This window comes from Cryobacterium cryoconiti, from assembly GCF_004403065.1.
GTDB classification, from domain to species: domain Bacteria; phylum Actinomycetota; class Actinomycetes; order Actinomycetales; family Microbacteriaceae; genus Cryobacterium; species Cryobacterium cryoconiti.
This window is the reverse complement of the sequence record NZ_SOHA01000002.1, coordinates 20,493-41,220: the sequence shown is the minus strand read 5'-3', so window position 1 is coordinate 41,220 and position 20,728 is coordinate 20,493. Positions and strand designations below refer to the sequence as shown.

The following is a 20,728-nucleotide window of genomic DNA, read 5'->3' as shown; positions in this document are numbered from 1 at the left end:
TCCACCATGTCGACGCCCGCACGCACAGCTCGCCGCTCCGGCCTCCGGAGCGGCGAGGCCGCCTCGGGGTGGCTCTTCACCGCCCCGATGATCATCCTGCTCGGCATGTTCCTGGTCATTCCGGTGCTGATGGCCCTCTGGGTCAGCTTCTCCGACTGGAACGGCCGCGGCAGCCCCTTCGGCGGCACCGTGTCGTTTGTGGGCCTCGACAACTACTCCGCCCTGGTCGGCGGCGGCGGCCTGGCCGAACAGGACTTCGGAACGGCGCTGCGCAACAACGCCTGGTACGTCCTCCTGGTCGTGCCGACCCAGACCATGCTGTCGCTGCTGCTGGCCGTGCTGGTCAACCGGCAGATCCTGCGCGGCCGCGGCTTCTTCCGCACCGCGTTCTACTTCCCGTCGGTGACCAGCTCGGTCGCCATCACGGTGCTCTGGCTGTTCCTGTTCAGCGCCAGCGGAGCGGTCAACAAACTGCTCGCGTTCATCGGCATCAACGGACCGAACTGGTTCAATGACCCCAGCGGTGTGCTGCACAACTTCCTCGGCCTGTTCGGCGTCGAGACCGGGCCGGCCGCCCTGACCGGCAACACGTTCCTCGGAATCTCCTTCTGGGAGTGGCTCGCCGGGCCATCCGTCGCCATGAGCGCCTTCATCCTGATGGCCGTGTTCACCACCAGCGGCACGTTCATGCTGCTGTTCATCGCCGCGCTGCAGAACCTCAGCGGCGACGTCGTCGAGGCAGCCATGATGGACGGCGCCAACGGCTGGCAGCGGTTCTGGCGGGTCACCCTCCCCCAGCTGCGGCCGACCCTCTTCACCGTGCTCACCCTCGGCCTGATCGGCGCCTGGCAGGTCTTCGACCAGATCTACACCGGCACCCAGGGCGGTCCGGGCAAGACAACACTCACGCCGGCCTACCTCTCCTATCAGGCGGCCTTCACCAACCAGGCCTGGGGCCAGGGTGCCGCGATCGCGTTCATCCTGTTCGTGATCATCGTGGCCTTCACCCTCTTCCAGCGCTGGCTGCTGGCCGAACGTCAGGTCTCCGAACGACGGATGCGTCCGTATCTGCAGAATCCGACATCCGGAGGTTCGAAATGAGCACCACCACGAGAACCCGCGAGCGCACCGTCTCCCCGTCCCGGCGCCTGCGCGCCCTGAGCCGGGAACAGCTGCCGAACCGCCAGGTCGCCGGCAAGTCGCTGCTCTACGCGATCCTGATCGTGCTCGCGATGATCTACATCGCCCCGTTTCTGATCCAGGTCGCCACCTCCTTCAAAACGGATGGCGACGCCGCCAGCAATCCCATGTCGCTGCTCCCGCAGACCTGGTCCACGGCCGCGTACGAAAGGTTGTTCCTCAACTCGGACTTCCCGGTCTGGTTCCAGAACTCCGCAATCGTCACGGTCTTCGTCACCCTCGGCCGCGTCTTCTTCAACTCTCTGGCCGGGTACGCCCTCGCCCGGTTGCACTTCCGGGGCCGCAACGTGATCTTCGCGCTGCTCATCGCCGTGATGAGCGTGCCCGGTGTGGTGCTGCTGATCCCCAAGTTCCTGGTGATCAACCAGCTCGGCATCTACGACACCTACGTGGCCATGATCGTGCCGCTGCTCACGGACGCCGCCGGCGTCTTCATCATGAAGAACTTCTTCGAGTCGATTCCCGCCAGCGTGGAGGAGCAGGCCCGCATCGACGGGGCCGGCACCTTCCGGGTGTTCTGGTCGATCGTGCTGCCGATGGCCCGTCCGGCGCTGGTGACCATCATCATCCTGTCGTTCCAGGGTTCCTGGAACGAGCTGTCGCACTTCATCGTCGCCACGCAGTCGCCCGAGCTGACCACCCTGACCAAGGGTGTGGCCTCACTGGCGTCCGGGCAGCTCAGCCAGGGCACCCAGTACCCGCTCAAGCTGGCCGCGGCGGCGATCATGACCATCCCGGTCGCGGTGATGTTCTTCATCTTCCAGAAACGCATCATGAACACCACCGACGGGGCGGTGAAGGAGTAACCCCTCCTCCCTCCCCGTTCTCCCGGCACTCCGTTCTTTATCAATTTGCCCGGTAATTCCGCACCACAACCCCACTCTGGAGTCGTACCTCACTCATGTTCTCTCACCCTGTCCAGCCTCTGCTCCATGACTCCGCCATCGTTCTGGCGGCCCCCACCCAGGCGTGGTCGCGGTCCGACGGGCAGACGGAGAAGCCCATCCACGGCCTCTACCACGCGGACACCCGGGTCCTCTCCGGCTGGTCGCTGCTGATCGGCGGCCAGACCGGCGAGGCGATCGGACACGCCCAGCGCGGTGCAGGCGCGGTCACCTTCACGTCGCTGCTCCGCCACCTCGACGACCGCACCGCCGACCCGCGGCTGCGACTCGAGGTCACCCGCACGGTCACCGCGGGGCGCATGACCGAGCGGATCGAGATCATCTCGGGACTCGAGCAGGCCGTCGAGACGACCGTGTCCGTGCGCCTGACGCCCGATTTCGCCGATATGCAGACCGTGAAGGCCGGCCTCGCGGGGGCTGCCGAGCGCGACGCTTTCGGGGGCGCGGACCTGCCCGCGGCACCGGATGTCGCCGTGACGGAGGCGAGCGGGGGCATCCGTCTGTCGACCGCCGCCGTGTCGGCGCTGATCGGCGTCAGCGGCGACGGGGTGCTGGCCGGGTCCACCGCCGAGGCTGACACCGAGGTCACCGGCACCTGGGCGGTCACGGTGCCCGCGAGGGGCAGCGTCGCCGTGGAGTGGTCGGTCGACGTCGCGCACGCGGCGACCGTGGTGCAGGGCGCGCCCGGGCTGCCGGAGTGGGCCGGCGTGTCGGTGCGCTCCGGCGACGCGCGCCTGGGCCGCTGGGTGGCGCGCGCGCTCGACGACCTGACCGGCCTGCGGATGGCCACCCGGGAGAGCCCGGACGAGCCGTTCCTGGCCGCCGGCGCACCCTGGTTCTTCACCCTGTTCGGCCGGGATTCGCTGTGGGCGGCACGTTTCCTGCTGCCCCTCGGCACCGAGATCGCCGGTTCCACGCTGCGCCTGCTCGCCCAGCTGCAGGGCACGAAGAGCGACACCGAGACGGCGGAACAGCCCGGCAAGATCATGCACGAGCTGCGCCCCGACGTGTTCTCGATGCCGGGCGAGAGCCTGTCGCTGCCGCCGCTCTACTACGGCACCGTCGACGCCACCCCGCTCTGGATCTGCCTGTTGCGCGACGCCTACCGGTGGGGTTTGGCCTCCGACGAGGTCGAGGCGCTGCTGCCGGCGCTCGAGGCGGCCCTCGGCTGGATGCGCGACTTCGGCGACAGCGACGGCGACGGCTTCCTCGAATACGTCGACATCACCGGCCACGGACTCGCGAACCAGGGCTGGAAGGACTCCGGCGACTCGATCCAGTGGCGCGACGGCAGCCTCGCCGACGGGCCGATCGCCCTGTGCGAGGTGCAGGCCTACGCCTACGAGGCCTACATCGGCGGTGCCGAGCTGCTCGACGCGTTCAACCGGCCCGGCGGCGACGCCTGGCGGGCCCGGGCCGAAGCGCTCCAGACCCGGTTCCGGGATTCGTTCTGGATCGACTCGCCGGCAGGCCGCTACCCGGCCGTCGCCCTCGACGCCTTCAAGCGCCCCGTCGACACCGTGACCAGCAACATCGGCCACCTGCTGGGCACCGGGCTGCTCTCCGCCGAGGAGTCCGCCCTCGTGGCCGCCCGGCTGGTCTCCCCCGAGCTCAGCTCCGGCTACGGCCTGCGCACGATGTCGACGGACTCCACCGGCTACTGGCCGCTGAGCTACCACGGCGGCTCGGTCTGGACCCACGACACCGCCATCGCGATCTCCGGACTGGGGCGCGCCGGATTCGGCGCCGAGGCCGGCATCCTGATCGAGGGGCTGCTCGCCGCAGCCGAATCCTTCGACTACCGCATGCCGGAGCTGCACTCCGGCGACGCGTCCACCGCGGTCGCCCAGGCGGTGCCCTACCCGGCCGCCTGCCGCCCGCAGGCCTGGTCGGCGGCCGCCGCGGTCTCCGTGCTGGGCACCGTGCTCGGCCTGGCGCCGGACCCGGTCACCGGCCACGTCACCGCCACCCCGATCAGCCCCGCCGTCGTCGGCGATGTGACGGTGCACGGCCTCCGGACCCCGCTCGCCCCGGCCCCGGTCGGCTAGGGCTCGCGCCGGGCTGGCGGGCGGTCCGTCGCCTGCCCGGGAGCCCGGCAGCCCGGACCAGGTCATCCGTCACCCGTTGCATAACTCCTGCAAATTCTGGTGCCGGCCGGGAGCCACCCCCGGAATTCCGGGCAACCGTTCCGCTGCTCCGCCGAATTGCAGGAGTTATGCACATGGCCCGGCCTGCACCTCCGAACCCTGCACTTCCGAATGGGGACCAGAAGGGGCGGACTACAGCCAGCGCATCGTGAAGGCGCGGGCGAGCACGGCGCTGGCCGGCGGCACCGCGAGCATGCGCACGAGACCGTTGCGTGCGCGCAGGCGCAGCCCCTGCACGGGGCCTCCCATCGCCATGTTGAAGCCGGCCTGCCGGGCGGCCATCCGGGCGCTGCGCCGGCGGCGGCGGTCGTAGTCCCCGAGGACCGAGGCCGCGGCATCCGGTTCGCGCAACGCCCGGTCCAGCGCCGGGGCCAGCTGCAGCGCGTCGAGCCAGCCGAGATTCATGCCCTGCCCGCCGATCGGGCTGATCTGGTGCGCCGCGTCCCCGATGAGCACGACCCGCCCGGCCACCAGCCTCGCGGCCAGACGCTGCTGCACCGAGAACGCGCTGGCCACAGCGTCCGTCGGGGGCAGGCGCACACCGGTGCGGTCTCGGATGAGCGCGGCCAGGTCCTCGGACGTGGCCTCCGTCAGCAGGGCCTCGGTCATGGCCACCCAGCGGCGTCGCCCTCCGGGCAGCGGGAACGACTCGACCACCCCTCCCCGTTCGAAGAAGAGCACCGCCTCCCCCGGGTGCTCCCCCGTGTCGGGGTAGTCGCTCATCAGATACGTCTCTCCGCCGGTGCGTGCTGCAGAACGGATGCCGAGGAGGTCGCGCACCAGACTGCGCGCACCGTCGGCCGCCACGACGTAACGGGCTTCGAGAGTCTCCACGGCCTCCCCGGCCGTGCGCACGGTGTCGACCGCCACCCGGTCGCCCCGATCGTAGACTCCGGTCACGGTGACGCCCGCGCGGAGCCGGCCGGGCGCGAGCTCCGCGAAACGGGCACGCAGCACCGCCTCGGTCTCGGTCTGCGGCAGGGAGATCACGCTCTGCGTGCGGTCGGCGGACGGGGCGAAAGACATCCGGCCCAGGGTTCGCCCGTCCGAGCGCACCACGCCACCACGGATCCGTACCGCTCGATCAAGGACCTGCCCGGCCACACCCAGTTGCTCCAGCGCCCGCAACGACGGCGGGTGGATGCCGATGGCCCGGGACCGCAGGGACGGCTCGGCGCGCTGCTCGAGCACCTCCACGTCGACACCGCGCACGGCCAGCAGACCCGCGAGCAGGATGCCCACCGGCCCCCCGCCGACCACGATCACGTCGGTCGTCCGAACCGGCACCGGCCCCCCACTCTGGCTCGATAGGTCCCGTTCCGGTCGAGAGTGCCCGTTGCGCGGGTCACTCTCGACCGGAACGGACACACTCGCGGCAGCATCCGCCGCAGCAAGAACCGCCCTACCAGGCCCCGACGAGGCCGCCGGCGCCTTCCAGCGCAGAACAAGGCGTGACGGATGCTCGCGCGTCACCTGCCACCCGGGCGGCACCACCGCGCGGAGCTCCGGTGCCGTGAAGCTGCGGCGAATGGAGGTGAGCCCGTCGTCGCGGATGAACGACCGGCGAAACAGCGGCCAGGTGCCGAGCCCGAACCCGAGATACGCGAACCGGCTGCGCTCGATGTCGGCGTGCAACACCCGTGCCGCAGGACGGCGCCCGGAGGCCAGAAGGCTCCCCGGGGCCACCAGGAGCTCCGAATCGGCGAGCAGCCCGCCGAGCTGCTCACCGGTGAGGTGGTGCAGCACGTGGTTGGAGACCACGAAGTCGAAGCGGAGCCCCTCGGCGACCAGGTCCGAGCTGAGCGCCCGACGGAACGTGAGCCCGGGCAGCGGCGGCAGGCTCGTCGCGTAGGCGTGCGCCCGGGCATCCGGGTCGACGGCCGTGATCCGCAGGCGCAGTCCGTCGCGGGCGGCCCAGCGGGCCAGTGCCCGGGCCACGTCGCCGCCACCGCACCCGACGTCGAGCAGGGTGCTCTCCCGGGTCGGCGACAGCGCCGGCCGGATCTCGCGGCGGTACATCCCGCGCCACCCCGACACCACGGCGTTCACGAACCGGAAGTTCGCATAGGTGCTGTCGAGTTTGTCAGGGTCGCAGTCGGGGTCGTCCATGAGCTCGACGGCGTCACTCGCGCGCCGGCGCAGCGACGGGAGAGGCACGCCCGCTACCCGGCGGAAACGGTCATCAGCCCGGATTCGACCGTGAGCCCCGGGCCGAACGCCATCGCGCAGACCCGCTCACCGTCATCCGTGGCCGGGGCGTCGAGGATCGCCTTGAGCACGAACAGGACCGTCGCGCTGCTCATGTTGCCGTAGTTGCGCAGGGTCTCCCGCGAGGGCACCAGCTGAGCCTCGCTGAGCCCGAGTTTCGCCTCGGTCTTGTCCAGGATGCTGCGCCCGCCGGGGTGGATCGCCCAGTGCGCGATCGCGGCGGCGGGTGTGGCGCCGGGTGTGGCGCCGGGCTCTTCGACGAGAAGCGCCACCGGAGCGGCCAGGGTCGCCACCGACCCGGCCGACACTCCCTCGGGAACACCCGCCGACACCGCGGAAGGAACAAGCACCGGCACCGGGGCCGGCGCCAGCACGGCACTGAGCGCAGCATCCCGGGCGAAAAGCGGAGCGAGCGCACTCTCGATGTGCTCGTCGATGATGTGCGGCACATAGGTGCTGAGCACCATCTCGAACCCCTCATCGCCGATCTTCCACGCCATGTCCCCCTCGCCGATGGGGGTGATCACGGTTTCGAACAGGTCGAGGTTGAGCGCCTTCTCGCCCGCCGCCGGGGAGCGGGAACTCACGATTCCGGCCGCCGCGCCGTCCGAGAACAGCGAGGAGGCCACGATGGTGTCGGGGTCGTCCGAGGTGCGCAGGTGCAGGGAGCACAGTTCGGCGCTGACGACCAGCACCACGGCGTTCGGGTCGGCCTCCACGAACTGCTTCGCCGTGCGGAGCGCCGGCATCGCGGCGTAGCAGCCCATGAATCCCAGGTGGTAGCGCTGGGTGGAGGGTTTCAGTCCCAGCTCGCGCACGAGCATGTAGTCCGGTCCGGGCGCGAAGAAACCGGTGCAGGACACGGTCACCACATGCGTGACATCCGACGCCTCGATACCGGGGCACGCGGCGAGGGCACGCCGGCCGGCCTCGACGAACAGCTTCGTCGCCTCGACGATGTAGAGCTCGTTGCGCACCCGCGTGCTCGGCCGCAGCAGTTGCTGCGTCGTGCCGTCGAAGAATTGGGGATCCGGCGACGACGCCCCGTCAAGGGTGAGCTCATCGATCACGCTGTGCCGGGTGTCGATCCCGGACAGGTTGAATGACGCCGTCACCAGTCGTTGGGCCAGTCGGCTGAGTCCGGGTTGCGCGGAAAACACATCGCGCACCTGATCCTGGATCAGCACTGTCGGGGGAACCACGGTCTGCAACGCTCTGAGAGTGACGGACATAGACCCCAGTGTGACACGCCCTCCCGAACGGGCGCACCCCCGGATTCGGCCTCAGATCAGGGCAGCCGTGCAAACAGGCGGATGCCTGTGAGCCCGATTCCGAGACCCGCGGCCACGATCGCGGTGACGCCGCCGATGTAGGCGATCAGGGTGCTCGGGGTGTCGCCGAACGCCCGGAACCAGGTCACCAGGAACGCGGCCACCGCGACCACGGCGACGGGAATGAAGAGGCGCAGCTGGAGGCGGTCGACGCCGGCGGGGCGGATGGTGCGCCCCTCGCCGACGATGCCCATGGACCACGGACCTCGGGTCAGGACCAGGCCGGCCACACAGCCCCAGATCGCGACGACCAGCAGCGCGGCGATCACATCGCTCGGCCGGTGCCAGCCGTTGGCCAGTGTGGCCACACCGGCCACGATGGCGAAGCCGGAGCCGCCCAGTGCGGCCAGTCCGCGCGTGCGTGGGCTCGCGACCAGGAAGACGGCGAGAGCGGATGCCGCAGCGACCGTCGTATGCCCTGAAGGGAATGAATTACCGTCGTAGCCTTCGACACCGAGATCGGGACGGGTCAGGATGGCCATCTTGAGCAGTTGCGTGCTGACGACGGCGCCGAGCGCCGCCCCGAAGGCCACGACCAGGGTCTTGCCGTTGCGCCGCACCACCGTCACGACTCCGGTGAGCAGCAACCCGATGACAACGGACACGAGCGGCACGGCGTCCAGGAGTTCCTGGGCCAGGGGGGTGACGCTGCGACGACCGAACTCCGCGCCGTCGAACGCGAGCTGATCCATGGCCTGACCGGCGAGGGTGCGCACGAAGAAGACGTACAGCCCGGTGAACAGGCCGATGCCGGCGAACGCCCCCGCGAGGTAGCGAACGGGGCTGATCGTCGGAGAGGTGCGCACGGTCAAGCTTCCCACGGCGCGAAGCACCGTTGACTCCGTTCGGGGTCGGCGTAGCGTGAAAAGATGGACGAAAAGAAGAGCAGGCAGGCCGGTGCCGCCCGAGGGCCGCGCCACAGGAAGAACAGGTCCGAGCCTCGGATCGGCGGTTTCACCGGTCTGGAGGGAGACTTCGAGGCCGAACGCCGCCGGGCCGCCGAGGCTGCCGACGAACCGATCGAACCGTACGAAGACGATCGGCTGGACCGGCCGGCCTTCCCCGATTCCACGTCCGGGCTGACCCACCCCTGACCCGGTCCACCACGCCCGGTCCGCCACGCCCGGATGCCCGCGGCCCGAACCGCCTTCGCTCAGCGCGAACACAGCGCCTCGTTCCACCGATTGCAGAACTCCACGCTCCGGATTACATTGATCCATAGTTGAGCCACATTGACTCAACTTTGGGGGGCAACCGGACCGACGAAAGGAAGCGCTATGGCAACGAACTATGACCCGTTTCGCGAGCTGGACCGAATGGCCGCCGCTCTGATGGACAACCGGGGGCCGCGCGTGATGCCGATGGACCTCTTCCGCGAGGGTGACCACTACGTTCTGAACGCCGACATGCCGGGTATCGACCCCGGCTCGGTGGACATCGACGTGGACGGCCAACTCCTCACCATCCGCGGGGAGCGCACGATGGCGAACCACGAGAATGTGAAGTGGATCACTCGTGAGCGCATGGCCGGGTCGTTCCTGCGCCAGTTGAACCTCGGCCAGGGCGTCGACGTCGACAACATCAGCGCCACCTACAACAACGGTGTGCTGAGCGTGACCATCCCGGTGCACGAGGCGGCAAAGCCACGCCGGATCGAAGTGAAGACCTCGACCGAGCAGCCCCTGCAGGTGAAAGAGGGAGCGAAGAAGATCAAGTCCTGAGACCGTGATCGGCGATGGGCCCGGAGAATTCTCCGGGCCCATCGCGCTGCTCGGGCCGTTCATGATGTTCGCCTGTCATTCACCCCCGGTTCAACCGATACTGCTCAGATAATCGGAGTAGAGTCAGCGAACTCACCGAAGAGTGCTTAGCCCCAACGAATGGAAGCTCCGTGAACATTCGAACGGCCGAATACCCCAGGCCGGATCATTTTCTGCTCCACCTCAGCGACACACACCTGCTGGCGAACGGCGGGCGCCTGTACGACCGGGTCGACAGCACCGCCCACCTCGCGCAACTCTTCGCGGAGGTCGAAGCCTCAGCAGGCCGACCGGACGCCATCATCATCACCGGCGATCTGGCCGACAAAGGCGAACCGGATGCCTACCGAGCGTTGCAGGGCATCGTCGAGCCGGCCGCCGCGCGGCTCGGCGCCCGGGTCTTCTGGGTGATGGGCAATCACGACGACCGGGCATCCTTTCGCAGCACGCTGCTGAACGAACCGGCCAGCGACGAACCGATCGACCGGGTCGACTTCATCGGCGGCCTGCGCCTGATCACCCTGGACACATCCGTTCCCGGCCACCACTACGGCGCCGTGACCGAGGCCCAGCTGCGCTGGCTGGCCGACCAGCTGAGTGTGCCGGCTCCTGACGGCACCATCCTCGCCATGCACCACCCGCCCGTGCCCAGTGTTCTCGACCTGGCCGTGTCGGTCGAATTGCGCGACCAGTCCCGCCTGGCGCAGGTACTGCGCGGCACGGATGTCCGCAGCATCCTGGCCGGGCACCTGCACTACTCGTCGATGGCGACGTTCGCCGGCATTCCGGTGTCGGTGGCATCGGCCACCTGCTACACGCAAGACCTCAACGTGCCGGTCGGCGGCACGCGCGGCCGCGACGGCGCCCGCACATTCAACCTGGTGCATGTGTTCGCGGACACCGTGCTGCACTCGGTCGTACCGCTGGGCGAGTACCCGGCTCTGGACTACATCGAGGCCACCGAGAGCGCGCGACGCCTCGCGGCCGACGGCATCCGGATCATGCCCGCGGGTACTCTGCCAGCGTTCCGTGAATCCCCGATGACCACGCCGATCCGGGTTCTCCGCTAGCCAGCGGGGAGCGCCCGGACTGGGGTGCGCCGGAGGCCTGGTCGGTGGCGGCCTGGCTCTCCCGTTCCCACGGTGCGACGATCGGGAAGTAGCGCTCGAGGAAATCGGTCACGGCCGCGCGGCGCACGTCGTCCGAGATCTCGGGGTTGCTGCCGTCGTTGAGGCAGAACATGTCCTGATCGCGACGCTTGCGCAGTGCGTTCATCTGGCGCAGCGCCAGCTTCAGGGTCGTCTCGATGTAGAGCGAGCGTGCCTGGGTCTGCTCGACGGCCCGCCCGGTCATCAACGCGTAGTAGTGGTACAGCGAGTTCGTGACCGAGATATCGGTCGCGGAACGGAACTGGCTGGCTGCGGTGCGGGCGAAATCGGCGGGGAACTCCGCCTCCAGCTCGGCCATCACGCTCTTGCGCAGCGGCGCCGCCGTGTGCTCGAGGTGCCGGGTGGTGACCTTGCCGAACCGCTCGCGCAGCAGCGCCCGGTTGACCCGGGCCCCGTTCTCGAACCCGCTGCGGGTCGTGTTGTTCTCGCCGAGGCCGATCCGGGTGGACGCCTCGATGAACTTGGTCACACCGCCCGGCGAGAAGAACAGCTCCGGGCCGACCGGGCGACCGAAGAACATGTCGTCATTGGAATACAAGAAGTGCTCAGCCAGCCCGGGGATGCGGTGCAGCTGGCTCTCCACGGCGTGCGAGTTGTGCGTGGGCAGAACGCTCAGGTCGGGAAAGAAATCCTCGCTGCGCATGATCGTGACGCGCGGGTGCTCCGCCAGCCATTCGGGGGCCGGCGAATCCGTCGCGATGAAGATGCGACGCACCCACGGCGCGAACATGTAGACGCTGCGGAGCGCGTACTTGAGTTCGTCGATCTGGCGGAAGCGGGCATCCGAATCGTCGCCGTCGCCGACGACGTAGGCCTTCATCCGCTTGGCCCGTTCACGCTGGAAGTCGCTCGACGAGCCGTCGACCCAGGAGAAGACCATGTCGATGTCGAAACTGACGTCGCTGGCGAGGTCGTCGAACATGTGCTGCAGGGTGCGCCAGGTGCGCCCGAAGAGGTCGATGGTGGTCTCGCGGGCCTCGGAGCGCGGCAGCCGGGCCCGCATCAGGGAGTTCTCGACCGGGGCGACGATCTCATCGTCACCGAAGTGCCAGAGTTCGAACTGGAACGCCGTCTCCGCGCCGTAGCGCAGGCGGCCGATCGGTTCGATCCGCGGGCGGTAGACCCGGAAGACGGATGATTTGCGCAGCGTCGACAAGGCGCCGTCGGCCAGCAGCAGCGCCGGGGTCAGGTTGCCGTCGAGGGGTTTGGCGTAGAAGGGCTCATTGGCGAATTCCTCGGCGAGTACCCGGGTGAGGTTCTTGCGGCAGGTGCGGTCGACCGCGATCACCGGGCGGTCGTTGTCGCCGCGCACGAGCAGGAAGTCGATGCCGGCCCGTTCGAGGGCGTCGCGCATCGCGAGAAGGTCCTTGACCATCGACTCGTGGGGAGTGAAGTGTCCGTTGATCAGATTGATCTCACCCTTGCGCACGACCACGTCTTCGCGGTCGAAGCGCCGCGTGCGCGGGTCGGGCGAGAGCAGCACCAGCTCGGGTTCGTTGCTCAGGGACAGCGTCGGCAGGATGCCCCCAGGGTCGGTCGCGTCGCTCCGGGCGGTGTCTGGGCGGTCGAACGTGACCATGGTCCTCCTCGAGAAGATTGGGGAGCACTCATCCGCGAGGCAACCGCACGCAATGCCGGGGAGAGTGCGTCCGTTGATGCCGGACGGCAACGACTGTTCACAGACCGGGATCGAAGCAGTCGGTGGAACGCGTTGGCGCGTGCTCAGTCTATGTCGCGCTCACGCCGCCGCGGACTCCCACCCCGCCCCCGCCGGGAGCCCGTTCCGGCCCGGAGTGCCCGTTTCGCCGGTCACTCCGGGCCGGAACGGGCACTCTCGAGCGGCATCCGTTATGCGGCACCGATCCCGAACAGGCCGATGATCAGTGCCATCACCAGCAGGGTGACCAGCTCGTGGGCGATATTGAGTACGGTGAGTCCGGACGGCCGGCGGTCGAAGGCGTCGTGTGTGACCATCCGGGCAGCGGTGAAACCGGCCCACAGGATCACGGCCGTCAGCAGGGTGTTGACGAGGAAGTCGCCGCCGTAGAACTCCTGCGCGATCGCGGCGGCGCCGGCCAGAACCGTGGCGGTGATGAAACTGACGACAACCGTGATGACCAGCGGCGCCGTCGACCCCGTGCTCACACTCTGCTCGTCATGGCCGACGGCCTTCATCCAGTAGGTTCCGAACACCCGACGCGAGTACCAGATCGCACCGACGACCATGCTGGACGCGGTGGCCAGCAGCACGGCCCAGATATTGATTTCGGGAACCATGGCGGGGGTCCTTTCGAGTGAGGGGGGCGACGTCCGGTGAGCCGCTGAATCTGAGGGTACTGCGGCGGTGGGTCTCCGGGGCGCTTCCCGGTCAGGAGGCCGGCAGCTCAGCAGGGTCGGTGACGGGCAGCTGGCAGACGAAGTCACGGCAGAGGTACGCCGTCGGCCGGCCCCGGTGCGCCACCCGGTCACGGAACAGGTCGAAACCGGCGTCGGCGAAGGCCAGCGCCTGGCTCTCGGTGACGGATGCGACGAGCCGGGTTCCGCGCCGGCGAACCGTTCCGAGCAGGTCCGCGGGTTCTCCGGCAACCGCCTCCGGCGCGGGAGCGTCGGGCGTGACGACCACGAGCTGTTCCACGGGGCCGTTCAATCGACCCGACAGGCGCAGCGCCGCCCCGAAAGCCAGCGGACGTTCGAGAGCGCGGTCACCGACCACCGCCATCGCGGAGACGGCGGCCACCCGATAACGTTCGTCGGCGGTGAGCTGGTGAAGCAGGGTGGCCGCTTCAGCGACGGCCGTGATCCCGGACGGGTAGGCACCCTCCGACGGGTCGACGTCCAGGGCGAGGCCCTGTCCCGCCAGGATCGGGTCCGGGCCGTCCGGCGCGCGAAACGGCATCCCGCCGGGTAAGTCGACAGCAGGCGTGTCGGCGGCGGGTGGGTCGGCGGCGGGCGGTACCGTTCCGGCATCCGTTCTACCCAGGGTGCCGTCGACGAGCCGACGGGCGGCGGCGGCGAAGCGCACCTCGCCCGTGGCCAGAGCAAGCTCGAGGAGACCCAGTGCCCACATCCCGTAGTCCTCCAGGGTGGCCTGAGCGGTGGAGGCCCGCCCCGCGATGGACGCCCGGACCAGGCTCCCATCGCGTCGCACGTGGTGCGCGAGCAGGTAGTCGGCCGCGTCGGCGGCGGCGGCCGTGAATCCGGGTGCGGCGAATGCGAATCCGGCGCGGGCGAGGGCGGCGATGGCGAGGCCGTTCCAGCCGGTGAGCACCTTCTCATCGAGGGCCGGCGGGGTTTCCTGCAGCCGGGCGTCGGCGTCCAGGCCGTAGTAGGCCCCCTCGACGCGGCGCCCGGCGACCGTGCTCTCGGAGTCCTGCGCGCTGGCGAAACCGCCGCCGGGCAGGCGCAGCACCGTGGTGATGAACGAGGCGATGCCCTCGGCGACCGTCTGCGCCCACTGCTGCCCGGTGATCTGCCAGGCCTGCGTGTAGAGGTCGAGCAGCTGAGCATTGTCGTAGAGCATGCGCTCGTAGTGCGGGTCGGTCCAGTCCTGGTTCACGGCATAGCGGAAGAACCCGCCCTCGACGGGGTCGCGCAGGGGCGAGGCGCCGATGCGCTTGAGTGTGCGCAGTGCCAGGGCTTGCCCCTCCCCCTCACGGCCGAGCAGGAACCCGAGCGCCGGCGCCACGGGAAACTTGGGCGCGCCGCCGAATCCGCCGAAGCGGGAGTCTTCCTGGCCCACGAGCTCGGCTGCGACCCGGGCGAGCGCGGCCGGACCGGGCAGCGACCCTCCGGCGACCGGCACGGCGGCGGCCGCGAGGGCCTCGGCAACGAGGGACGCGCTGTCGGTGACCTCGCCGCGGCGGGTGGTCCAGGCATCCGTCACCGCTTCGAGCACCTGCCGGAACGACGGATGTCCCGGCAACGGCAGCGGCGGAAAGTACGTTCCCGCGTAGAAGGCCGCACCGTCGGGGGTGACGAACACGTTCAGCGGCCAGCCGAGCCCGCCCACGAACGCGCTGGCCGCGGCCAGGTAGCTGGCGTCGACCTCGGGGTGTTCCTCCCGGTCGACCTTGATGCTCACGAAATGCGCGTTGAGGTAGTCGGCGAGCTCGGGGTCGCTGAAGCTCTCCCGGGCCATGACATGGCACCAGTGGCAGGTCGAATAGCCGATCGAGACGAGCACCGGAACATCGCGCAGCCGGGCCTCGACGAAAGCCTGGGCACCCCAGCCGTACCAGTCGACGGGGTTGTCGGCATGCGAGCGCAGATACGGGCTGATGGCATCGAAGAGGCGGTTGGGCATGCCTCCATTGTGCCCTCCGGGTCAGCGGCGGGTGGCGGCCAGGTCGGCGGCGTGGGACGCAGCGGCCGGGCGGCGTTGCACGCGCATCCAGATGAAGAAGCCGGCGAGGGTGAACGCCCCGTAGAAGATGTAGAGCACAGCGGATGCGTAGTAGCCGGCGCTGAGCAGCAGCGGCACCCCCACGATGTCGACGGCCACCCAGATCAGCCAGAACTCGGTCCAGCCCTTCGCCATCCCATAGGTCGCCAGCAGCGAGCCGGTGAAGATCCAGGCGTCGGCCCAGACCGGTTCGAAGGAGCCGAGCGCACGGAAGACGGGGGTCAGGATCAGGGTTCCGGCGATCAGGCCGAGTCCGAGCAGGATGCGGGCCCGGTTCCCCGCCCAGTGCGGTGCCACGGCGGCCTGCGCCACACCCCGGCGATGCTGGGACCACTGGATCCAGCCGAAGACGGACACGACGATGAACATGACCTGCCGCCCGGCCTGCCCGAGCAGGTTGACCGGGTTGGGGGTGCCGAAGACGGCCCCGAGGAACACCGTGAACAGCAGCACGTTCCCGATGATGCCGACCGGCCAGGCCCACACCTTGCGGCGCATGCCGCCCACCGCGCTCAGGATGCCGAAGGTGTTGCCGATGATCTCGCGCCAGAGGATCGTCTGGGTTCCGATCTGCAGCTGTGCGTCGAAAAGCCACTCGATCGGGTTCATCCGTCATCTTCCTCGTCGGGCGCTTTCCGCCCACCCCAACCTAACGCCCCGCCCGGGGTGCCATTCCCGGGACAGGGTCAGTTCACGTCGGCAGGGTGCGCGCTCACCCGGCCGGCGCGCTCGAGCGCGGAGATCGTGGCGACCTCGGTGCGGCTCAGCTCGAAATCGAACACGTCGAAGTTCTCAATCATGCGCTCCCGGCGGTTGGACTTGGGGAAGACGATGTTGCCGGTCTGCAGGTGCCAGCGGATGACGACCTGCGCCGGCGTCTTCTCGTGCGCCTCGGCCGCGACGGCCACGACGGGCTCCTCGAAGAGCGGGTACTTGCCCTGGCCGAGCGGCCCCCACGCCTCGATCTGGATGCCGTGGGCACGGGCGAACGCGGTCACCTCGGGCTGCTGGTGCGCCGGGTGCAGCTCGATCTGGTTGACGGCGGGCACGACATCCGTCTCCGTCAGCAGGCGCTGGAGGTGCGGCACCAGAAAGTTGGACACGCCGATCGAGCGGGCCCGGCCCGACTCGCGGATCTGCTCGAGCGCCTTCATGCTCTCGACGTAGCGGTCGTTAGCGGGCGCCGGCCAGTGGATCAGGTAGAGGTCGACGTAGTCGAGCCCGAGCTTCTCCAGGCTCTCGTCGAACGCTTCGAACGCCGACGCGGTGCCCTGCCGGTCGTTCCACAGCTTGGTGGTCACGAACAGGTCGGAGCGTTTGATCCCGGATGCCCCGAGCGCGGCGCCGACGCCGGCCTCGTTCCCATAGATGGCCGCCGTGTCGATGTGCCGGTAGCCCGTTTCGAGGGCGTCCGTGACGATGCGGGTGGTCTCGTCCGGTTCGACCTTGAAGACACCGAATCCGAGCTGCGGGATGGTGTGGCCGTCGTTGAGCGTGAGGGTGGGAACGGAAAATGTCATTCGACCACCCTAGGTCGCGGCACGACAGGCCAGCCCCGGCAGCATCCGTCGTTCACCGCACGGTCATACGGAGGTCATACGATAGAAGGCTCATGATCCCCGTCGACATCACCTTCCCGCCCGAGCTTCCGGTCAGCCAGCGCCGGGAGGACATCGCCCGCGCCATCCGCGACAACCAAGTGGTCATCGTGGCCGGCGCGACGGGCTCCGGCAAGACCACGCAGCTGCCGAAGATCTGCCTCGAGCTCGGCCGGGAGAACATCGGCCACACCCAGCCCCGGCGTCTCGCCGCGCGCACGATCGCGGAGCGCATCGCCGAGGAGCTCGGCCAGGAGGTCGGCCAGACGGTGGGCTACCAGGTTCGGTTCACCGACCAGGTCGGCCCGGACACCCGCATCAAGCTGATGACCGACGGCATCCTGCTCAACGAGATGCACCGCGACCGGTTGCTGCGCAAATACGACACGATCATCATCGACGAGGCGCATGAGCGCAGCCTCAACATCGACTTCCTGCTCGGCTACCTGCGGCAGCTGCTGCCGCAGCGCCCCGACCTCAAGCTCATCATCACCTCAGCGACGATCGACCCGCAGAGTTTCGCCGAGCACTTCGCCACCCCCGACGGCACGCCGGCCCCGATCATCGAGGTTTCCGGGCGCACCTACCCGGTCGAGATCCGCTACCGCCCACTGGTCGCCGAGGCGATGGATGCGGGCGACGACGACGACACGACGGATGCCGCGCCCACCGTCGACCGGGATTACATCGAGGGGATCTCCGCCGCGCTCGACGAGCTCGAACGGGAGTCCAGCGGCGACGTTCTCGTCTTCCTCAGCGGCGAGACCGAGATCCGGGATGCCGCCGACGCGCTTGCCGGCAAGTACGCCTCCTCGGTGCGGACGAGCCCCACCGAGATCCTGCCCCTCTACGGGCGGCTCTCCTCCGCCGACCAGCACAAGGTGTTCCAGCCGTCGAAGGTCGCCGGCGTGCGGCGCCGCATCGTGCTGGCCACCAACGTGGCGGAGACCAGCCTGACCGTGCCGGGCATCCGTTACGTCATCGACGCCGGAACCGCGCGGATCAGCCGGTACAGCGTGCGCTCGAAGGTGCAACGGCTGCCGATCGAGGCAATCTCGCAGGCCTCCGCGAACCAGCGCTCGGGCCGAAGCGGGCGCACCAGCGACGGCATCGCCATCCGCCTCTATTCGGAGGAGGACTTCGCCCGCCGGCCCGAGTACACCGAGCCGGAGGTGCTGCGCACCAACCTGGCCGCGGTCATCCTGCAGATGATCTCGCTCGGCCTCGGCGACATTGCCGCGTTCCCGTTCCTCACCCCGCCCGACTCGCGCGGAATCAAGGACGGCCTCGACCTGCTCGCCGAGCTCGGGGCGGTCGACCTCGGCGCGGCCGGGCACAGCTCCGGCACCAAGACCGGCAAGCCCGGAGTCTCCCGGCTGACCCGCATCGGCCAGCAGCTTGCGAAACTGCCGATCGACCCGCGGTTCGGCCGCATGGTGATCGAGTCGAAGACGCAGGCCGTGAGCCGCGAGGTGATGGTGATCGTCTCCGGGCTCACCATCCAGGACCCGCGCGAACGACCGCTCGAGCGCCGCGCGCAGGCCGACCAGCAGCACGCCCGGTTCACCGACCCGACCAGCGACTTCCTGAGCCTGCTGAACCTCTGGAACTACCTGGAGACGCAGCAGCGGGAGCTCGGCTCCAGCGCCTTCCGGCGCCTGTGCAAGAACGAGTTCCTCAACTACCTGCGGGTGCGGGAATGGCAGGACGTGTACAAGCAGCTGCGGCAGATGGCGAAGCCGCTCGGCCTGCACATCGGTGAGCCCAGTGTGAACCCCGACGGCATCCACCGTTCGCTGCTGGCCGGCCTGCTCTCCCACATCGGGCTCAAGGACACCGCCAAGAAGGACTACATCGGCGCGCGCCAGCAGCGGTTCGTGATCTTCCCGGGCTCGGCGCTGGCGAAGAAGCAGCCGAACGCGGTGATGAGCGCCGAACTGGTCGAGACCAGCCGCCTGTTCGCCCGGATGAACGCCGTCGTCGACCCGGCCTGGGCCGAGCCGCTCGCCGGAGACCTCTGCAAGCGCAGCTACTCCGAACCGCATTGGGAGAAGAAGCAGGGCGCGGTCGTCGCCTACGAGCGGGTCACCCTCTACGGGGTGCCGATCGTGCCGCGGCGCCGGATCCAGTTCTCCCGGGTCGACCCCGCGTATGCCCGCGACCTCTTCATCCGGCACGCCCTGGTCGAGGGCGAGTGGGACCTCGACCGCATCGACCAGCGCGTCACCGCCTTCGACCGGGCCAACACGAGCCTGCGCAAGGAACTCGCGGAGCTCGAGGAGCGCACGCGGCGCCGCGACATCCTCTTCGACGACGAGGCCGTGTTCGAGTTCTACCAGAAGCGCATTCCCGCCGACGTCTGCTCCACCCGCACATTCGAGACCTGGTGGCGTCAGGCGCGCACCCAGACGCCCGACCTGCTCACGATGACAGCCGAGGCGCTGGTTCCCGAGGATGCGCCGGAGATCGACGAGGCCGTGTTCCCGCCGATCTGGCGCCAGGGCGACCAGAAGTTCGCCCTCAGCTACCGGTTCGAGCCCGGCGCGGACGATGACGGAGTGGCCGTGCACATCCCGCTGGCCCTGCTCGCGCGGCTCTCCCCCACCGGCTTCGACTGGCAGGTTCCGGGACTCCGCGCCGACCTGGTCACGGCGCTGATCAAGTCGCTGCCCAAGAGCATCCGTCGCAACGTGGTGCCCGCGAATGACTGGGCGAAGCGGCTGCTGAACGAGCTGCCGCCGGCGCCGGGCGAGGTGACGGTCGGGGTGTCGGGTGCGGGCGGGGCGTCGATCGGGGTCTCGACAGGCTCGACCACCACCGGCGGCTCGACCACCGGCGGACTGTTCGACCGGGACGACGTTCCGTTCACCGAGACGCTCGCCGCGCTGATCCAGAAGCTGACCTACGTACCGGTCGCCGCGAACGACTTCGAGCTGGGCCGGGTGCCGGCGCACCTCCGCATGACGTTCCGCGTCGTCGACGAACGCGGTCGGCCGATCGCCTCCGGCAAGGACCTGACCGACCTGCAACGCCGGCTCGGCAACCAGGCCCGCGAGAGCGTCGCCGCGGCATCCGCTGCCACCCCCACCAACGCGATCGAGCGCTCCGGACTCACCTCGTGGGACTTCCCCGAGCTGCCCCGGTTCCTCGACACCAAACAGGGTGACAACACCATCCGCGGCTACCCGACGCTCGTCGACGAGGGCACCTCGGTCGCGATCCGCATGATGAGCACGGAGGCCGAGCAGGCCCGCACCCTGCCCGGCGGGGTGCGCCGCCTGCTGCTGCTGGCCACGCCCTCCCCGGTCGCCTATGTGCAGCAGCACCTCACCGGGGCCGAGAAGCTCAGCCTGGCCACCAGCCCGTACCGCACCACCCAGGCGCTCTTCGACGACTGCCTTGCGGCCAGCGTCGACGACGTGCTGTTCCGGGTGAAGCCGGGCGGCCAGGTGTTCATGCGCGCGGAATTCGACACCATCCGCGACCGGGTCTCCGGCGTGGTGATGGACTCCATGTTCGACACCGTCGGCCTCGTGGCCCGCATCCTCGCCGCCGCGCGCGCCGCCGACAAGGCACTCAAGGCGTCCACCAGCATGGCCCTGCTGCCGGCACTGACGGATGCCCGCGCGCAACTGGCCGGGCTCGTCTACCCCGGTTTCGTGAGCGCCACCGGCCTCGTGCAGCTGCGCCACCTGCCGCGGTACCTGGCCGGCATCACCGCCCGCATCGTGAAACTCGGCGACAACCCGAGCCGCGACCGGGTCTGGATGAACGAGAGCCAGGCGGCCACCGGACGGTTCGAGGTCGCCGGCGGCACGATCCCCCTGCAGGTGAACGCCGCCGCCAACCTGGTGCGCGCCCGCTGGCTGATCGAGGAACTGCGGATCAGCCTCTTCGCCCAGGAGCTCAAGGCCGCGGAGCCCGTCTCCCTGCAGCGCATCCACAAGGCCCTGACCGGCTGAGGCTGCCCGCAGTCTCGGTGAGACGACACCTGTGAGGGGTTGGAGC

Annotated in this window: 15 protein-coding genes; 7 read left to right on the top strand and 8 right to left on the bottom strand. The window is 69.3% G+C overall.

All coding sequences use genetic code 11. The features are described 5' to 3' along the window. Positions 1–6 precede the first annotated feature (6 nt). From E3T49_RS00990 to E3T49_RS00980, 3 genes are all read left to right on the top strand, one after another. Positions 7–1,101 carry a carbohydrate ABC transporter permease gene (locus E3T49_RS00990; protein ID WP_134422631.1) on the top strand — a complete coding sequence of 365 codons (1,095 nt, stop codon included), beginning with the start codon at positions 7–9 and terminating at the stop codon, positions 1,099–1,101. Continuing rightward, positions 1,098–2,006, top strand: a complete 909-nt coding sequence (locus E3T49_RS00985; protein ID WP_134422629.1) for a carbohydrate ABC transporter permease — start codon at positions 1,098–1,100, stop codon at positions 2,004–2,006. The genes E3T49_RS00990 and E3T49_RS00985 overlap by 4 nt, the downstream gene beginning before the upstream one ends. A gap of 95 nt (positions 2,007–2,101) precedes the next feature. Next, a complete protein-coding gene (locus E3T49_RS00980) occupies positions 2,102–4,153 on the top strand; it encodes a glycogen debranching N-terminal domain-containing protein (protein ID WP_134422627.1) in 2,052 nt (683 codons plus the stop codon). A 231-nt stretch (positions 4,154–4,384) separates the two neighbouring features. Here E3T49_RS00980 and E3T49_RS16780 read toward each other — a convergent pair whose 3' ends face one another. The 3 genes from E3T49_RS16780 to E3T49_RS00960 are packed head-to-tail and all read right to left on the bottom strand — an operon-like array spanning position 4,385 to position 8,597. After that, positions 4,385–6,409, bottom strand: a complete 2,025-nt coding sequence (locus E3T49_RS16780; RefSeq protein WP_338145412.1) for an FAD-dependent monooxygenase — start codon at positions 6,407–6,409, stop codon at positions 4,385–4,387. 5 nt (positions 6,410–6,414) lie between these two features. Next, positions 6,415–7,692, bottom strand: a complete 1,278-nt coding sequence (locus E3T49_RS00965) for a type III polyketide synthase (RefSeq protein ID WP_241972570.1) — start codon at positions 7,690–7,692, stop codon at positions 6,415–6,417. Positions 7,693–7,748: 56 nt separating this feature from the next. Further along, on the bottom strand, positions 7,749–8,597 hold the full coding sequence (locus tag E3T49_RS00960) for a phosphatase PAP2 family protein (protein WP_166785432.1): 849 nt from the start codon (positions 8,595–8,597) through the stop codon (positions 7,749–7,751). A gap of 63 nt (positions 8,598–8,660) precedes the next feature. Between E3T49_RS00960 and E3T49_RS16045 the strand changes: the two genes are divergently transcribed. The 3 genes from E3T49_RS16045 to E3T49_RS00950 all read left to right on the top strand — a co-directional run bounded on the left by E3T49_RS16045 (position 8,661) and on the right by E3T49_RS00950 (position 10,621). Next, positions 8,661–8,885 carry a hypothetical protein gene (locus E3T49_RS16045; protein WP_166785431.1) on the top strand — a complete coding sequence of 75 codons (225 nt, stop codon included), beginning with the start codon at positions 8,661–8,663 and terminating at the stop codon, positions 8,883–8,885. A gap of 183 nt (positions 8,886–9,068) precedes the next feature. Continuing rightward, positions 9,069–9,512 carry an Hsp20/alpha crystallin family protein gene (locus tag E3T49_RS00955; RefSeq protein WP_134422623.1) on the top strand — a complete coding sequence of 148 codons (444 nt, stop codon included), beginning with the start codon at positions 9,069–9,071 and terminating at the stop codon, positions 9,510–9,512. Positions 9,513–9,682: 170 nt separating this feature from the next. After that, entirely contained in the window at positions 9,683–10,621 is a 939-nt protein-coding gene (locus E3T49_RS00950) for a phosphodiesterase (RefSeq protein ID WP_134422621.1), read from the top strand. On the opposite strand, the gene E3T49_RS00945 is transcribed toward E3T49_RS00950, so the two are convergent. The 5 genes from E3T49_RS00945 to E3T49_RS00925 form a co-directional block, all read right to left on the bottom strand. Beyond that, the gene (locus E3T49_RS00945; protein ID WP_134422619.1) at positions 10,551–12,299 is read right to left on the bottom strand and encodes a stealth family protein; all 1,749 of its coding nucleotides are present in this window, start codon (positions 12,297–12,299) and stop codon (positions 10,551–10,553) included. The two genes, E3T49_RS00950 and E3T49_RS00945, sit on opposite strands and share 71 nt — an antisense overlap. A 269-nt stretch (positions 12,300–12,568) precedes the next feature. Further along, positions 12,569–12,997, bottom strand: coding sequence for a DUF1761 domain-containing protein (locus tag E3T49_RS00940; RefSeq protein ID WP_134422617.1), 429 nt, complete (start codon positions 12,995–12,997; stop codon positions 12,569–12,571). Positions 12,998–13,088: 91 nt separating this feature from the next. Further along, the gene (locus E3T49_RS00935; RefSeq protein ID WP_134422615.1) at positions 13,089–15,023 is read right to left on the bottom strand and encodes a thioredoxin domain-containing protein; all 1,935 of its coding nucleotides are present in this window, start codon (positions 15,021–15,023) and stop codon (positions 13,089–13,091) included. A gap of 21 nt (positions 15,024–15,044) precedes the next feature. After that, positions 15,045–15,731: a nicotinamide riboside transporter PnuC gene (gene pnuC / locus E3T49_RS00930; RefSeq protein ID WP_134422613.1), complete on the bottom strand. Its 687-nt coding sequence runs from the start codon at positions 15,729–15,731 to the stop codon at positions 15,045–15,047. A 77-nt stretch (positions 15,732–15,808) separates the two neighbouring features. Further along, entirely contained in the window at positions 15,809–16,642 is an 834-nt protein-coding gene (locus tag E3T49_RS00925) for an aldo/keto reductase (protein WP_134422611.1), read from the bottom strand. A gap of 92 nt (positions 16,643–16,734) precedes the next feature. On the opposite strand from E3T49_RS00925, the gene hrpA reads away from it, so the two are divergent. Next, positions 16,735–20,682 carry an ATP-dependent RNA helicase HrpA gene (gene hrpA, locus E3T49_RS00920; protein WP_194087972.1) on the top strand — a complete coding sequence of 1,316 codons (3,948 nt, stop codon included), beginning with the start codon at positions 16,735–16,737 and terminating at the stop codon, positions 20,680–20,682. The last annotated feature ends 46 nt before the right edge of the window (positions 20,683–20,728 follow it).

Coding starts and splice junctions, on each gene's coding strand:
- pnuC (WP_134422613.1), bottom strand. CDS start 15,731: ATGAACCCGATCGAGTGGCTTTTCGACGCACAGCTGCAGATCGGAACC.
- E3T49_RS00965 (WP_241972570.1), bottom strand. CDS start 7,692: ATGTCCGTCACTCTCAGAGCGTTGCAGACCGTGGTTCCCCCGACAGTG.
- E3T49_RS00985 (WP_134422629.1), top strand. CDS start 1,098: ATGAGCACCACCACGAGAACCCGCGAGCGCACCGTCTCCCCGTCCCGG.
- E3T49_RS00990 (WP_134422631.1), top strand. CDS start 7: ATGTCGACGCCCGCACGCACAGCTCGCCGCTCCGGCCTCCGGAGCGGC.
- E3T49_RS00925 (WP_134422611.1), bottom strand. CDS start 16,642: ATGACATTTTCCGTTCCCACCCTCACGCTCAACGACGGCCACACCATC.
- E3T49_RS00945 (WP_134422619.1), bottom strand. CDS start 12,299: ATGGTCACGTTCGACCGCCCAGACACCGCCCGGAGCGACGCGACCGAC.
- E3T49_RS00955 (WP_134422623.1), top strand. CDS start 9,069: ATGGCAACGAACTATGACCCGTTTCGCGAGCTGGACCGAATGGCCGCC.
- E3T49_RS00935 (WP_134422615.1), bottom strand. CDS start 15,023: ATGCCCAACCGCCTCTTCGATGCCATCAGCCCGTATCTGCGCTCGCAT.
- E3T49_RS00980 (WP_134422627.1), top strand. CDS start 2,102: ATGTTCTCTCACCCTGTCCAGCCTCTGCTCCATGACTCCGCCATCGTT.
- E3T49_RS16045 (WP_166785431.1), top strand. CDS start 8,661: ATGGACGAAAAGAAGAGCAGGCAGGCCGGTGCCGCCCGAGGGCCGCGC.
- hrpA (WP_194087972.1), top strand. CDS start 16,735: ATGATCCCCGTCGACATCACCTTCCCGCCCGAGCTTCCGGTCAGCCAG.
- E3T49_RS00940 (WP_134422617.1), bottom strand. CDS start 12,997: ATGGTTCCCGAAATCAATATCTGGGCCGTGCTGCTGGCCACCGCGTCC.